Origin of the sequence: Psychrobacter sp. 1Y10 (genome assembly GCF_052259005.1) — a bacterium.
In the GTDB taxonomy this organism is placed as follows: Bacteria; Pseudomonadota; Gammaproteobacteria; order Pseudomonadales; family Moraxellaceae; genus Psychrobacter; species Psychrobacter saeujeotis.
In genome coordinates, this window is record NZ_JBQQES010000002.1 from 276,210 (window position 1) to 291,586 (window position 15,377).

Annotated in this window: 12 protein-coding genes; 7 read left to right on the forward strand and 5 right to left on the reverse strand. The window is 44.5% G+C overall.

The features are described 5' to 3' along the window. Positions 1-391: 391 nt before the first annotated feature. Complete coding sequence (gene rpoN, locus ACTXGH_RS04170) at positions 392-2,092, reverse strand: RNA polymerase factor sigma-54 (protein ID WP_439295515.1); 1,701 nt, start codon at positions 2,090-2,092, stop codon at positions 392-394. Between the two features lie 303 nt (positions 2,093-2,395). Here rpoN and ACTXGH_RS04175 point away from each other — a divergent pair, with 303 nt between their 5' ends. Then, positions 2,396-3,286 (forward strand): carbon-nitrogen hydrolase family protein, encoded by an 891-nt coding sequence (locus tag ACTXGH_RS04175; protein ID WP_439295514.1) that lies wholly within the window; start codon positions 2,396-2,398, stop codon positions 3,284-3,286. Between the two features lie 29 nt (positions 3,287-3,315). On the opposite strand, the gene ACTXGH_RS04180 is transcribed toward ACTXGH_RS04175, so the two are convergent. The 4 genes from ACTXGH_RS04180 to lptM all read right to left on the reverse strand — a co-directional run bounded on the left by ACTXGH_RS04180 (position 3,316) and on the right by lptM (position 7,182). Next, positions 3,316-4,302: a tyrosine recombinase XerC gene (locus ACTXGH_RS04180; RefSeq protein ID WP_439295513.1), complete on the reverse strand. Its 987-nt coding sequence runs from the start codon at positions 4,300-4,302 to the stop codon at positions 3,316-3,318. Positions 4,303-4,339: 37 nt separating this feature from the next. Next, positions 4,340-5,236, reverse strand: coding sequence for a diaminopimelate epimerase (gene dapF / locus ACTXGH_RS04185; RefSeq protein WP_439262227.1), 897 nt, complete (start codon positions 5,234-5,236; stop codon positions 4,340-4,342). Positions 5,237-5,471: 235 nt separating this feature from the next. After that, a complete protein-coding gene (gene lysA, locus ACTXGH_RS04190) occupies positions 5,472-6,827 on the reverse strand; it encodes a diaminopimelate decarboxylase (RefSeq protein ID WP_439295512.1) in 1,356 nt (451 codons plus the stop codon). 40 nt (positions 6,828-6,867) lie between these two features. Continuing rightward, positions 6,868-7,182 carry an LPS translocon maturation chaperone LptM gene (gene lptM / locus ACTXGH_RS04195; RefSeq protein WP_439262230.1) on the reverse strand — a complete coding sequence of 105 codons (315 nt, stop codon included), beginning with the start codon at positions 7,180-7,182 and terminating at the stop codon, positions 6,868-6,870. Positions 7,183-7,641: 459 nt separating this feature from the next. Between lptM and ACTXGH_RS04200 the strand changes: the two genes are divergently transcribed. From ACTXGH_RS04200 to ACTXGH_RS04225, 6 genes are all read left to right on the forward strand, one after another. Further along, on the forward strand, positions 7,642-8,874 hold the full coding sequence (locus ACTXGH_RS04200; RefSeq protein ID WP_439295511.1) for an acetate/propionate family kinase: 1,233 nt from the start codon (positions 7,642-7,644) through the stop codon (positions 8,872-8,874). A 97-nt stretch (positions 8,875-8,971) separates the two neighbouring features. Next, a complete protein-coding gene (gene pta / locus ACTXGH_RS04205; RefSeq protein WP_439295510.1) occupies positions 8,972-11,116 on the forward strand; it encodes a phosphate acetyltransferase in 2,145 nt (714 codons plus the stop codon). Positions 11,117-11,247: 131 nt separating this feature from the next. Then, entirely contained in the window at positions 11,248-12,093 is an 846-nt protein-coding gene (locus ACTXGH_RS04210) for a nicotinate-nicotinamide nucleotide adenylyltransferase (protein WP_439262234.1), read from the forward strand. Between the two features lie 131 nt (positions 12,094-12,224). Continuing rightward, a complete protein-coding gene (rsfS, locus tag ACTXGH_RS04215; RefSeq protein WP_439262236.1) occupies positions 12,225-12,638 on the forward strand; it encodes a ribosome silencing factor in 414 nt (137 codons plus the stop codon). 233 nt (positions 12,639-12,871) lie between these two features. Further along, a complete protein-coding gene (locus tag ACTXGH_RS04220) occupies positions 12,872-13,627 on the forward strand; it encodes an MOSC domain-containing protein (protein WP_439295509.1) in 756 nt (251 codons plus the stop codon). Between the two features lie 191 nt (positions 13,628-13,818). After that, positions 13,819-15,183 (forward strand): APC family permease, encoded by a 1,365-nt coding sequence (locus ACTXGH_RS04225; protein WP_439295508.1) that lies wholly within the window; start codon positions 13,819-13,821, stop codon positions 15,181-15,183. Positions 15,184-15,377: the final 194 nt, after the last annotated feature.

Genomic DNA, 15,377 nt, shown 5'->3' on the forward strand with positions numbered 1-15,377 from the left:
ATTACTCATAGTCAACAGATGGTTTGGCACACCGACCTATACCACCTTGCCTTATCAATAACAGTAGTAGAGTCATCATATATTCATTCTGTGGTAAATCCTCTAACAACCACTTATTTATAATATAGAGTAACTGCTGTAAATTTATTATTGATATGCTTCTAATTTGTCATGAAAGCTGATTAGTAGCAATACGCTATATTGTAATTAAATGTAATCAAGTCTTTTGTTCTTTTCACAATTATATATAATCAGGAATTTTTATTTTTTATTGAGACTGTTATATGAAACAATCTTTCTAGTAGATATCAGCCGCTACTAAAGCGCTAAACCTTCTATCTAGTATCACCCAATCTTTATAGTTAAAACATTTTTACGAGATGAGCAGTTCTTAATACTTTTGTTTGCGCTGCGTAGAAGAGCTGATATTCATCGCTTCTCGATACTTGGCTACTGTACGTCGTGCGATATCTATACCATCAGTAAGTAGCTGAGTTTGAATACGGCTATCGGATAAGGGCTTTTTGGGATTTTCATCCTTAATAAGCTGCTTGATCATGGCACTGATAGCAGTAGATGAGATGTCTCCATCATTACTGCTAACATGGGATGAAAAAAAGTGCTTGAGAGAAAATAGCCCTTGAGGGGTTAAAATTGTCTTGCTAGTGGTCAGGCGCGAGACAGTGGATTCATGCAGCTCTACTTCTTCTGCCACATCTTTTAGAATCAGCGGCTGCATCGCTGTAGCCCCATGTTGCAAAAACTCGTCTTGACGGCGTACGATACTAGTGGCGACCTTTAACAAGTTTTGATTACGCTCCTCGATACTACGAATGAATAGCCGGGCGTCTGTGAGGTTTTCACGTAAATATTGATTGTCAGGACTGTCGTCACCGCGTTTCACCAAACTTGCGTACTCTTGATTGACCCTCAGTTTTGGTAATGTCGCTGGATTTAGACGTACATGCCAGCCGCCCTCTTTTGCTTCGCCATTGGACGTTTGACGTATCGGGGTCACCAACACATCAGGGATATCGTAGCTGGCAGGAGGCTGAGCGTAATCAGGCTGCGTGTTTTGAAAGGACAGTCCTGGTGCAGGGTTCAAGGTACGCAATAAGTTAATAGCAGGGGTAATATGCGCAGGTAATAAGCCTGTGGTCTCAGTCAGCGCTTTAATATTGTTATTGACCAAATAATCACTAGCAGATAGCAGCGCCTGAGCATGCGCTAAATGTTCCGTATTAGGATCAAGCTTGTTCAACTGAATCGCAAGGCACTCACTTAAATTGCGCGCGCCTACGCCGAGCGGGTCACAAGATTGAATAATACGTAGTACCACTTCTATCTCGTCACGCTCAATCTGCTCATCCCATTGATAAAAGCTTGCCATTGTATCGAAACTTTTGAACAGCTCGTCAATATCCAATTGTACAAAGCCCATGTCATCCATCGAATCTACTAGATACTCTGCTATTAGAGTATCTGCGTCTGAAAGATGTTTAAAATTCAGCTGCCAGCGTACATAGTCTTGGATACTGGCGCTGGTACTGCCTTGATAATCATCAAGCTCGTCGTAATCTGTGCTCGCTGCGGCACTACTCCCACTAAAGCTTCCGATATCATAGTTACCGTAGCTTTCATCGCTATCCGTGCTCTGATAATCGCTGCTTGAGTACGTATTGTCTGCATCAGTGTTGTCCATAGCACTGCCATCGATGTTTGCTTGTTGTAGTTTATCTAAGCTGTCGCTAAAAGTGTCATCGTAATCAGTAGCATAATCAGTAGTGCCATAATCAAAAGTATCATCATTACCATCCGATGCGTCAGACGATAGACTTACTTCGCTATTATCATTCCACATCTCAAGCGTTAAGGAGTCATCTAATGCATCTGCTGCCGTATCGTCACTGTCTTCATACTCGTACTCATCTTCCTCAATGCGCTCAAGTAATGGATTGCTATCCAACTTCGCTTGAACCTCTTGTGCAAGCTCAAGGCTAGAAAGCTGCAACAATTTGATGGCTTGCTGCATTTGCGGGGTTAGCTTTTGGGAGGTAGATAGCGTGGTCGCCAATCCAAACGACATACTCATAGCTTATGTATTACACTCCGATATTATTACTTTAATCATATATATTTATGGCTCACGGATAACGACTCATACTTTTAAGCGTATGTATCTTTATAAGCTTATACCATTTGCAAAAATAAAAATAGCAGGTAAAACAATTACCAGCATTTAGCATGGTAGCTTAAATAAGATTAGGCATATTAGATCATTTTACAAGCTGATAGCGATAGGCAGTACAACTGCACTGAACAATGACGATAGCATTATTTGTCCTAATTTTGCTATGATAATTTATATCTTAAAACAATAACTGAGAATAAATACATGGATAACCATTTGCCTAATCATAAGCTTACGGTCGCTGCGGTACAAATGAATAGCCAACAAGACGTTGATGCAAACCTAGCGACTATCAAATCTGCTATTAAGGAAGCTTGTACTCAAGGCGCACAGCTTATAGTGCTGCCTGAAAACTGCTGTAGTATGGGACGGCAGTTTGCAACTGCTGAGCGCTTTGAGTCGCTCTCAGCTACCCTAGCGGACTATGCACGTACCAACCGCGTTTATTTATTGGTAGGGTCGCTACCTTGTTTTTATCGACCAGATGGAGTCGTCGTGCCCGATGGACGTCTACGCCAAGTTAGTCAGCTATTTGGCCCTGATGGGACGCAGGTCGCACGCTATGACAAGATTCATCTGTTTACTGCCACTGTGGCTGATAAACAAGGCAGCTACAACGAAGCGGCCACGTTTGAGCCTGGCATGCAGACAGTCGTGGCGCCCATTGAAGCAAACAATTTAGTCTATCAACTTGGGATGATGGTATGTTTTGATTTGCGCTTTCCAGCCCTAGCTCAGCGTCTACGCCAAGCTGGAGCCGACTTATTAAGCGCGCCCTCTGCTTTTACTTATTTGACAGGACAAGCGCACTGGTCGCTATTGTTGCAAGCTCGCGCCTTGGACAGTCAATGTATGGTCATTGGTGCGGCGCAAGGCGGTGATCATGCGTACAAAAACGGCAACATTCGTCAGACATGGGGACATACGGCCATTACTGATTTTAATGGTACTGTCAAAGACTGTTATGACAACAGCCATCTTGATAATCAAACCCAAGACAAAAACTATGCTTTGGTGTTTGCAGCTTTAGACAAGCACGCTCAAGAGCAGGCACGGCAAAAGCTGCCTATTTTTCAGTGTCATCACCTAGCATAGTCAACATCACCGTCTATTTTTGTACCATATTATTCTCTCTCGTTTTGTGTGTGCGTCGCACGTGGATGAGCGCGGTCATAGACTTGGGTCAGCTTGGCAAAATCTACATGAGTATAGATCTGCGTGGTACTGATATCACTATGGCCTAGCATCTCTTGGACAGCGCGCAAGTCGCCACTACCTGAGAGCATGTGCGAGGCAAAGCAATGGCGCAGTAAATGCGGATATAGGTTTTGAGCGATACCCGCTCGCGTCGCTGCTACTTTGAGACGCTGCTGCACAGCGCGCGTTGATAAGCGGGTACCTAGCTTTTCACTGATAAATAAAGCGCTATCTTGTTGTTCCACCCACAGGTTGCGATGCGGTAAATAGCGATTGATGGCTGCGGTAGCCTTGTTGCCTAATGGTACGAGACGGGTCTTATTGCCTTTGCCCGTAATCCGCACCCGCAAATCGGACAAATCTATATCATTGATATCCAGCGCCACCAGCTCACCCACGCGCAGACCACTACTATACAGTAGCTCAAACATCGCTTTGTCACGCAGCCATAACCGGGCCTGCTCGGGTGTATCAGGCATCTCTTGATCAAGTAATTGGGTCAATAAATCAACATCAGCAATAGAAGGCAACGGTCTAGCGCTGCGTTTTAGCTGATAGCCAGTAGTGGGATTGATACGTGCCAACCCCTCCTCAATCATCCAGCCGTAAAAATGCCGAATAGCGGACAGCTCTTGTTGGACACTTGCTAGCGCCAGCTTATCTTCATCCAAGCGTTGACTGATATGCTGCGCAAGTGTGCGTTTATCACAACGTGTCCATGTCAGCTGCTTACCACGTAAAAACAACGCCAGTTGATTTAGTCCAGCGAAATAAGACTTTAAGGTATGCATGGAGTGATTGCGCACCGCCAAAGTGTTTAGCCAGCGATGCACTGGCGACAATAACTCACGTAGCGTCTTATCTATTTCTATAGATTCAGCAGGCATGTAAATATAGTCATCTTTAATAGACATAAAGTGTCCTTGATGCCTCAAATACCAAGTAGTTGACTCAGTTTGATGAGTTGACTGGGTTGGGTTTGATTCCTGCTTGTGCCATCAAGCCGTCTGGGCTAAATACACCCTCATACACAAAGGCCGTTGGACCGGTCATCATCACTGAGTAGCCTGGCTGCCACTGAATGATCATACTACCGCCATATAGCTGCGCCCGTATTTCTTCGCCTTCATCAAGCCAGCCCTCGCGTACGCCGACGGCTACTGCCGCACAAGCACCTGTCCCGCATGCTTGGGTCTCACCGACGCCGCGCTCATAGACACGCAGACGGATATGACGCTGATTCATGATCTGCATAAAGCCTACATTGACGCGCTCTGGGAATGCTGGATGTGACTCAATGGCCTTACCTAAGGTTTCAACATCAGCGTCTAGTACATCATCGACTTTGATGACAGCATGCGGGTTACCCATATTGGCAACATAGAGCTGCATAGGTGTACCATTGACGTCTAAATGATAGGCGTTTTGAATTTTGGTCGTCGCTCTGGGCGTAAATGGTATCTCATCTGGCTCAAACTTGGGTTTGCCCATATCGACTTCCACCCAACCATAGCGATCCGTCGTCAAGGCAATGATACCGCCTGCGGTCTCGACACGTAAGCGCTGTTTAAATGACAGTTTACGCGCTTGCACAAAACGGGCAAAACAGCGCGCTCCATTACCGCACTGCTCAACCTCTGTGCCATCGGTATTAAAAATACGATAACTAAAATCAACATCTGGGCGCATCGGTGGTTCGACGACGAGTAATTGATCAAAGCCAATACCTAGATGACGATCACCCAATAATTGCACCAACTCTCTGGTCAAATCTAAGCGCTGGGTCACCAAATCAATGACCATAAAATCATTGCCCAGACCATGCATTTTGGTAAATTCTATTAGCATATCCTTGTGTCCTATTGTATTTTTATGTGTCCGTTATATTAGCATGGTGTCTGCCACAATGATAACTATCAGCGCGTTAGAGACTGTATGAATCCATTAAAATAATAAATAACTGTGCTTATCATAATGAAACTCATAGCGACCATAATCACCGCCATAAAAAACCCATTGTCATGATAACAATGGGTCGTTATTACATCGGCAAGAGTGGCAGTTACTCTATCTATAATGCACTCTACTTTGCGTTTTGCCAAAGTATCTCATCTGCATATAATGCTTCAACAGTTTCACGTTTGCGAACTAGCTGATGACGACTTCCTGCAACCATGACTTCACTTGCACGCGGGCGTGAGTTATAGTTGCTACTCATGGTAAAGCCATACGCTCCTGCACCAGTAATCGCTAAAATGTCACCAGTTGCAAGTGATAATAGACGGTCTTTTGCTAAGAAATCCCCAGTCTCACAAATCGCCCCAACGATGTCCCACGGCTGAGTGCCATCTGTCTCGATACCTTTACTAGGTAATACGTTGGGAATCACTGCCATTTCAGCTTGATATAATGCAGGACGAATCAGATCATTCATCGCAGCATCAACGATGGCAAAGTTTTTATGCGCTGTTGGCTTTAGTACATCGACACGGGTCAGCAAAATACCTGCATTGGCGACCATGCTACGGCCTGGCTCAAAAAACACTGGTAAGCCAAGCTCAGTCAGTTTCGGTAGGAGTGCTTGCGCAAAGTCATGAATAGAGACTGGCGACTCATCAATATAACGCACGCCGAGACCACCGCCCAAATCAATATGACGCAGCTCAATACCTTTTTCACGCAAGCTATGGACCAGCTCAATGACTTTATCCAATGCAGCAATAAAGGGTTCAACTTCCGTTAATTGTGAGCCAATATGACAGTCAATACCAACAATATCAATATGCGATAAAGCAGCGGCCTCTTCATAGACAGCGACGGCCTCTTCATGGGCAATACCAAACTTATTGTCTTTTAGACCGGTTGAAATATAAGGATGGGTCTTGGCATCGACATCGGGATTGACCCGTAGCGATATCGGTGCACACTTATCGAGCTGCTTTGCTACCTCATTAATTAATGTCAACTCACTAATAGACTCAACGTTAAAGCAGCCAATACCTTGAGTTAGCGCATATTCGATATCGCTTTTGGTTTTACCGACGCCTGAAAACACGACTTTACTGGCCTGCCCACCGGCTGCCAATACGCGCATAAGCTCACCGCGCGAGACAATATCGAACCCTGCACCTGCTGCCACAAGCACACCCAACACCGCAAGGTTTGAGTTTGCTTTCACTGCATAGCAAATCTGATGGTCAATCGCTGCAAAGCTGTCGCTATAGGCTTGGTACACATCGAGTATTGCCTGCTGCGAATATACATAGCATGGCGTATTGTAGCGTTCTACCAACTCATGAATACTTACCTGCTCCATCCATAGCCCATCTTGATTGTAGTGAAGTTCAGGTAGATGGTTGGTTAAGGCTACTGGATCGACATACATTCCTTGCTCAGTATGGATGGTTACACCGTCAGCTTGCAATTTCGTCTCACTCATATCGGGTTCTCAAATCTAATCAGGTTATCAATTATTAAAGTTAATAGTCGTTAGGATCGTCACTGGCGCTAGGCAGTGTCTGCTGTTGCTCTAAATACCGGCTCTTGTCATAGTTGTCATCATCGAGAGTAGCAAAAGCGGCATCTTGTGGATGACTGGTACTAGCTAGTTGATCTGAGGCAGCTACCGTCTGACTACTAGGCTCTGCTAAGTAAAGTGCCCCTTTTTGTCCGCAACCCGACAGTCCGAGCATAACGGCACTACCAATCGTCAATGTCCAGATAGCATAACGACCAGAGTTGGCAGATAAATTTTGGGTGCCTCTAGTATCTAAAGAGCGGCGTATAGTAAACATATGATAGATAACCTTGCAACAGTGGAGATGCTATAAGAAGTATTATAAAAGGGCGTTGAAATTTAGCACGAGCCAATCATAGCATTATTCACTAAAGCTATGCTTGCCTTGAGTTTTATTAACGGATAATTTTACTGGTTTTTTGACCACATTACTCTAAAACATCGCTTTGTTAGCTCTCTATTTATTTGCCTACTTTTAACTTATGCCATGTAGGCATACCTTGTCTTAAAGGTTTGTGAAATTATCAAAAAAGATGTTTAGAATCGGACGGACAAACTTCCTTACAATTTTGATAATAAGCAAACTTGCCTTTATAGCGCTTGCTATAGCCACTGCGGATGGAGAGCCATGTTCGGTGAACAGTTGTTATGATGCCTTGACGAGCGCCAATCTTTAACCTTATAGTTATCGAGGTATAGCAACCACCCCTCATAAAACACAATCTAAGGATAGAGCATGAGCGACAGCGCCGTTAACCCCACTCTCAGCGATCAAGAGACGACATCAACACTGACTAATCCTACCTTGGTACTTAACTGTGGTTCATCTTCTATCAAATACGCCCTAATCAGCGAAGATGAATCAACCCGCATCACTGGTCTCGCTGAAAACCTAGGTCTCGATACTGCCCGCATTAAACACAATACTTTAGATGGTAGAAAACTAGAAATTGCTATTGCAGGTGGACGACATGAGCTGGCCTTGCAAAAAATCCTCGAGCTACTCGAGCAGTACCATTTTGTCGCAGTCGGTCATCGCGTGGTTCATGGTGGCCGCGAGTACTCAGAGGCCGTTCGCGTAAACGAGCATGTGCTATCAGAAGTAAAACGCCTAAAAGTATTAGCGCCGCTACATAATCCTGCCAATGCGCTTGGCATCGAAGCTGTGCAAGCTATCTATCCTGAAATTCCGCAAGTCGTCGTCTTTGATACTGCTTTTCATCAGACCATGCCGCCAGTTGCTTTTCTTTATCCGCTGCCAAAATCACTGTATGCAGATCACAAAATCCGTCGCTATGGCTTCCACGGCACTTCGCACGCCTACGTCTCAGAACGTGCTAGCCAAATCACAGATGCCAAAGGCCCTCATGGTTGGTTAACCGCGCACTTAGGCAATGGCTGCTCGGCGACCGCCGTCTATGATGGCAAGAGCTTAGATACCAGTATGGGACTCACACCGCTTGAAGGTCTTATGATGGGTACGCGTAGTGGTGATGTCGACCCAAGCTTACATATTCATCTAAAGCGTCAGCTTGGTTTGAGCTTAGAGGAGATCGACAAGATGCTCAATAGCGAAAGCGGTCTGCTTGGCATCTCAGGGTTATCTAACGATCTGCGCACCATCGAAGAAGCGGCCAATGAAGGCCACAAAGATGCGCAGCTCGCCATTGAAATGTTCTGTTATCGCGTTGGCAAGTATCTGGCCAGCTTGAGCTGTGCGCTGCCCGAATTTACTGGTATCGTATTCACTGGTGGTATTGGAGAGAACTCAAAGACGACTCGTGCGCGCATCTTAGATGTCATGCGTCATTTTGGTATTAAGTTTGATGCGGACAAAAATGCCAGCCTAGTCGGCGGTAGCGAAGGCAGCTTCCATAGCGACGATAGCAGTATTGAGCTGTGGGTTGTGCCAACCGATGAAGAGTGCCGTATTGCGCAAGAGACCCGCCAAGCCCTAGGACTCGCTTAAAAAGACGTTTACTTCTATGAGAAGTAAGACCTTTTTATGACTTCCTCGATATGATAACTTTCCTTAGGGATATAATAAATAAACAGTAGGATACGCTATGCAAACCATATTACTTGTTCCTATCAGCCGCGGTATCGGTGTGACGTCAGCGGCATTAGGCCTGATTCGCGCATTAGATTATAACGGTATCAAAGCGGGCTTTATGAAGCCGTTTTTGCAAGATGATACGCTCGACAAACAAAACAGCTTGGACAGCTCAAGCGCATTAACCATGCACGCTTTTGGTCTAACCCCGCCCAAGTCCATCAACCGTCAGCGCGTTGAGCGTATGATTGGAGATGGCAACCTTGATGACTTGATGGAAGAAGTGGTTATTAATTACCACACCATCGAAGGTGATCAAGATGTGATCATTTGCGAAGGCTTGGTTTCGACAACTGAAGCTTCTTATGCAGCCCAGGTCAACCGCGCTATCGCTCACGCACTTGATGCAAGAGTTATCTTTGTCAGTACGGCTGATACCCAAAACCCCGCCCATCTTGCTGATAAGCTCGATATGCATGCGCGTGAGTTTGGCGGCATTGCAAGTGAGCGTACGTTAGGCTGCATCTTGATGCGAGTTGATGTGCCCAATACCTTTGAGAACCAGCCAGTTGCCCCTGGTGAAGCTGTCTTTGAGCTTGACAAGAGCTTCATTCAAGAAGTGCAACGCTTGTCACCGCATTTTGATACTGAGCAATTTCGCTTAATCGGTGTCGTACCTTTTAGCGACTCGTTGTCTGTCCCTCGTACTTGGGATATCGCTGCCGAGCTTGATGCCACTTGGTTAAACGTTGGCGAAGCAAAAACGCGCCGAATCAATCATATCAGTTTAACGGCTCGCTCGATTGCACGTATCGATGAAGTTTTTAATCGTGGTACTTTGATTGTCGTACCAGGTGACCGTGATGATTTATTATTGGCCACAGCTTTGGCTTGTATCAATGGTATTCCTTTGGCAGGCCTAGTATTAACAGGCGGCGTCATGCCAAATGAGACCGTCGCTGAGCTATGGCAATCTGCGATCAAAACTGGCATTCCTGTCATGAGTGTCGAGACTGATAGCTATGAGACCGTGCAAAACCTTATGCACATGAGCGCTGAGATTCCAAGTGATGATACCGAGCGCGCGCTAGATGTTACCCGTTATGTGGCGGCGCATTTAGACTTAAGCTGGATCAAAGAGCAGTTCAGCGGCGATCACAAACCGCGCTTATCGCCAGCCGCTTTTCGTCATCAAGTCGTCGTAAAAGCACAAAATGCCAAAAAGCGTGTGGTGTTGCCAGAAGGCTCTGAACCACGCACGGTAGAAGCTGCTTGTATCTGTCAAAGCCGCGGTATTGCTAACTGTGTGCTGCTCGCTAAGCGCGAAGATGTCGAGCAAGTCGCCAAAAACCGCGATTTAATCTTGCCAGAAGGGCTTGAGATCATTGACCCTGATACGCTTGATATGAATAAATATATCGCGGCAGTCGTTGAGCGCCGTAAAGGTAAAACGACAGAAGAGATGGCGGCTGAATATCTGCAAGATACGGTTTATCTAGGCACTATCATGCTACAAATGGATGAGGTCGATGGTCTGGTGTCAGGTGCAATTCATACCACAGCCAATACTGTACGCCCTGCATTTCAGCTGATTAAGACCGCCCCGCAGTACTCGTTAGTATCGTCAGTCTTTTTTATGTTATTGCCTGAGCAAGTGGTCGTGTATGGCGACTGCGCTATTAACCCCGATCCAACGGCAGAAGAGTTGGCTGAAATTGCTATTCAATCAGCACAATCTGCTGCCGCGTTTGGCATTGAGCCAAAAGTCGCTATGATCAGCTATTCAACAGGTGCTTCAGGTACTGGTGCTGACGTTGAAAAAGTCACACGCGCCACAGAGATCGTTCGCGAGCGCGCACCTGAGCTGGCAGTTGATGGTCCATTACAATATGACGCCGCCTCGGTCATGAGTGTGGGCAAACAAAAAGCGCCGGACTCCAAGGTTGCTGGCCAAGCCAATGTGTTTATTTTCCCTGATCTAAACACGGGTAACACCACTTATAAAGCGGTGCAGCGTAGCGCCAATGTCATCAGTGTCGGCCCGATGCTACAAGGCTTGAATAAACCAGTGAACGATCTATCGCGCGGCGCACTGGTTGATGATATCGTTTATACCATCGCTTTGACCGCCATTCAGGCTTATAGTGATTTGATTTAAGCATTTATTATCTGCTAGAAACCTAGAGCCGACTATCTATATGATAGTCGGCTCTTTTGTGGTTATTAATGACAGCAGCGTCCTTGTCCTCTACAATGAGGCCAACCTGTTTTATTATATTTTATCTATGTATGTCAGTTTCCAACCTTCATAAAGACGATAACTTAATACCGTCTCCCGCTATCCGCGCTTATCTTGGTGGCTCGTTTGACCCTGTGCATAAAGGTCATTTGCAAATGGCCATGTATGTCTATCAGGTTTTATTACCCATCGCTGAGCGACAACAGCGCGAACTGCACGTGTCATTACTACCCAATGCGCGCTCTCCATTTAAAAACGAGAGTACAGACCCTAAGCATCGTCTGGCGATGTTAAAGCTTGTGACAACCAACATACCGCTACAAATTTGCGAGCTTGAGCTGTGGCAGACGCCGCCTGTATATACGATCGATAGTGTGCAGACACTACGTGAACGTCATCCAAACGACAGCTTAATATTTATTATGGGTATGGACAGCGCCCGTAGTTTAAATAAATGGAAAGACGGGCTTCGGCTCACCGATTATGTAAATCTTTGGATTTTTAACCGTACAGATAGCTCCGATTTATCAACACCAAGAGTAGTCGCTCATATAGACGATGACCCATGCTCGCTATCTTTGCAAAATATCGATGCTCTGTATAGCGAACTTCCTAAGCAGCTACAAGCCCAAACCACCAAAACCGTGCAAGACTTAGTGCAGCCGTTCAATGACTCGGTACACAACCGCGCATCCTTGAAAAACACTGACCAAGGACACATTTATATTGACCAACTTCAAGTCAGTGCCATATCGAGTACTGAGATTCGCAAACAGTTAAAAATAAGTGCTGCTAAGGCAGATACTGCACCAAATACTGTGACTCAGCTAATAAATCCTACTGTTTATCAATATATTATCGCCCATCGGCTATATTCTGCGGCGCAATTCCGTTAAAATCATCCTATCTTTGTCATTTTGCATACCTCGCCTTTATTTACAACTGACTATATATGAGCAGTTGGCGGCTGCAAACTGACGACTTACTATTTTATTTTTAATATTTACGTTTCAAGAGATTAAAATTTATGATTAATACTATGAACGACAAACGCTTAAAAGAGTGCTTAACTGTCGTTGAAAACACGTTAGAAGATATGAAAGCCAAGAACATTACCGTGATCAATGTCGAAGATTTGACGGATGTCATGGAGCGAATTGTCATTGCTGAAGGCACCTCTAAGCGCCATGTACGTGCGATGGCAGATAGCGTCGGTGCTGAAGCTAAGCAAGCTGACTTTATGCCTCTTGGCCGTGAAGGCGGTACAGACTCTGATTGGACGTTGATCGATTTGGGCTCTGTCGTTGTGCATATGATGACTCCGCAAGCGCGTGAGTTCTATGACTTAGAAGGTCTATGGTCATCACCTGATCAATTGGCTGAACTGGTAGCTACGCCACGTGAAAAGAAAACAGCCGGTCGCCGCAATAAAAATAAATAAGATTGTTAATTGCGATAATCGTCAAACATTAAAAAAACTACCATTAAAAAGACCAGAATAGATATCTGGTCTTTTTTTTGTTTAAATTTTGAGGTGTTGATAAATTTTAAAATGCTAAGACCGTATAATGATAAATGATTAAGCTAAGATAATATCCATCATTAATACCCAGCATTAATGACAGCAATGATATAGCCAATCGCCTAATAAATCCCTATAAATTAGGAAAATTCATGAGCATACAATCGATAGAATCTTCTACCCAACACAACAAAGCTGACTTTAATCAAACCCTACCTCTACGCATTGCAACCTTGGTTGAAGTACGAGCGGGCAAAGCCATGCCATTCGCACGCGAGCAGATGAGCGCCATCGATAAAGCACCGGTCAAAGCTCCCGTCGCTGTCAACTTTATGGGTCTCACTACTGATGAGCAAGCCGATCGTCGGCATCATGGCGGCCCGCTAAAAGCAGTACATCAACTGCCAACCGCGACTTATGACAAGATTAATGCAGAATTTGACTTAAAGGTACGCATCGGCACATTGGGAGAAAATTTGATTACCACAGCCATAGATGGTTTGTCTGAGATGAATGAAGCTACCGTCTGTATTGGTGACGTTTTTCAGTACGGGGATATCGATACTAATGATAGCGTACAGCTACGCATCGTTCAGCCGCGCCGCCCTTGCTACAAGATTAATGACCAAATCGGACAATTTACCAAAGTGCCTAATATCGCTGCATGGGTGAGCAAACAAGGTATCGCTGGTTGGTACTTTGAGGTCGTGCGTGACGGTATGATTGCTGCTAACTTACCTGTCTATTTAATCGAACGTCCTTACCCATTTGCGACGCTCTCAAGGCTGTGGCAGCTGTCGAACTCAAAAGAAAAATTTGCAATAGACATCATAGAACCTTGGTTAGCCATCGAATGCTTGGAGGAGAGTTGGAAAACCGTTTTGGCTAAGAAGATTCGGAAGGACTAAACAGATTTTCTAAGAAAAAACCTTTAATATCATCTCTTAAATTAATTAAACTTGAAATTTGATTAATTCATCAACGTTTATAATAGTGATTTCAAACAAGTTATAACAATAGTTAAAGGTTTTTTTGCGTAAAACTGACTGCATAGTGAGTATGCTTGCGCATTAAATATTTGGCTCTCAAAGAGGATTGTATGAGCGAAAAAACTGAGAGCATCAGCTACCTGCAAGCGATAGCGATTAGCGTAGGAGCAATTATAGGATGGGGTGCTTATGTGATGCCAGGCGATTTATTTTTACCGCAGTCGCAGCTATTGGGCTCTTCTGTCGCCATCATCATTGGCACTTTAGCTATCTATATGGTCGCCCAAGCCTATATTAATTTACTAACCCAAACGCCAGAAAACGAATCGGGCGGTATCTATTGGATCGAAAAATACATCAGTAGAAAACACGCGTATGTTTATGGTTGGGGCGTGGCGATAGGTTATATCTCTATTGTGGCGCTCAATATATCAGCCGTCGCATTGCTATTAAGGTATTTATTGCCTAGTAGCTTACAAATAGGCTATTTGTACACGATTGCTGGTTGGGAAGTTTACGCCAGTGAAGTATTCTTATGTAGTGCTGCCATCATTTTATTTAGCTATATCAATTTGCGCGGCGTACAAGTCGGCGCCAAGATTCAACTGTATATTGCGCTGTTTATGATTGTATCAGTCACTGCCCTATTTTTTGGTTCACTATGGGCGACGCCAACCACGCAACCTTTTTTGCCCACAGATATGCAAAGCAGCTCCATCACAAGCTTAGCGTGGTTACCTATCCTCGCCGTCATGCCTTGGGCGTATGTTGGTTTTGAGACCACACCGCAAATATCCAAATCTATTAGTGATTCGAAAAATAAGACCAGAAGTATTATCTTAATCTCGCTTATCGCCGGTATTTTATTTTATTCTTTGATCAACTATTTTACCGCTTTAAATATGAACTTTGATTACCAAGCGATTAAAGATAGCAATTGGGCGACTGGTGAGGGAATAGATAACCGTATTGGTAGCATCGGCATTTGGCTATTGTCCATCGCCATGATTGGCTCTATCCTTAGCGGCATCAATGGCTTTATATTATCGTCAGTCAAACTGTTAGAGTCTATGGGCGACTCGTCTTTACTGCCTAGTATATTTACCGATAAAAACCATCACTTTAGTAAGAAAAAAACCGTCATATTAATATGTTTGGTTTGCCTGTTCTCTCCTTGGCTTGGCAGAAACTATCTACTTGATATCGTCAGTATGGCGTCTCTAGGGATTACCGTCGGCTTCGCTTATGTGACGTCCGCAGATCTCATCAACGAGCGCAGAAAAAATCAGGCAGGCTTATTAAATTATCTTGCAGTCTTGGTCAGCCTCATCTTTATATCGCTGCTGCTACTGCCCTTCTCGCCTGCTGCATTATCGTTGAACGCTTATATATTATTGGCAGTATTTATCATTCTAGGTGCGATTGGTTATAAAAGGATAATTCCAATGTCCAGTGCTAGTGTGAGTTACAAATAGTAGCCGTTGTAATTGATTTACTTTAGAAACCATATATTAGAGAGAAGTTTGCAGCATCAATCTGTATAAAACGTAACCAAAAAGTAACGGTAAGCACTAGGTATAATTCAATACTATATGCCTATCTCAAACAGGCTCATAACCTGCCTCAGCACTGTCTATGCAGATTTTGCATATATAGATGTTTGTCCACC

What these genes read in the sequence shown, in the direction of transcription:
- rpoN (WP_439295515.1), bottom strand. Translation starts at nt 2,092, where the DNA reads ATGAGTATGTCGTTTGGATTGGCGACCACGCTATCTACCTCCCAAAAG.
- ACTXGH_RS04175 (WP_439295514.1), top strand. Translation starts at nt 2,396, where the DNA reads ATGGATAACCATTTGCCTAATCATAAGCTTACGGTCGCTGCGGTACAA.
- ACTXGH_RS04180 (WP_439295513.1), bottom strand. Translation starts at nt 4,302, where the DNA reads ATGTCTATTAAAGATGACTATATTTACATGCCTGCTGAATCTATAGAA.
- dapF (WP_439262227.1), bottom strand. Translation starts at nt 5,236, where the DNA reads ATGCTAATAGAATTTACCAAAATGCATGGTCTGGGCAATGATTTTATG.
- lysA (WP_439295512.1), bottom strand. Translation starts at nt 6,827, where the DNA reads ATGAGTGAGACGAAATTGCAAGCTGACGGTGTAACCATCCATACTGAG.
- lptM (WP_439262230.1), bottom strand. Translation starts at nt 7,182, where the DNA reads ATGTTTACTATACGCCGCTCTTTAGATACTAGAGGCACCCAAAATTTA.
- ACTXGH_RS04200 (WP_439295511.1), top strand. Translation starts at nt 7,642, where the DNA reads ATGAGCGACAGCGCCGTTAACCCCACTCTCAGCGATCAAGAGACGACA.
- pta (WP_439295510.1), top strand. Translation starts at nt 8,972, where the DNA reads ATGCAAACCATATTACTTGTTCCTATCAGCCGCGGTATCGGTGTGACG.
- ACTXGH_RS04210 (WP_439262234.1), top strand. Translation starts at nt 11,248, where the DNA reads ATGTCAGTTTCCAACCTTCATAAAGACGATAACTTAATACCGTCTCCC.
- rsfS (WP_439262236.1), top strand. Translation starts at nt 12,225, where the DNA reads ATGATTAATACTATGAACGACAAACGCTTAAAAGAGTGCTTAACTGTC.
- ACTXGH_RS04220 (WP_439295509.1), top strand. Translation starts at nt 12,872, where the DNA reads ATGAGCATACAATCGATAGAATCTTCTACCCAACACAACAAAGCTGAC.
- ACTXGH_RS04225 (WP_439295508.1), top strand. Translation starts at nt 13,819, where the DNA reads ATGAGCGAAAAAACTGAGAGCATCAGCTACCTGCAAGCGATAGCGATT.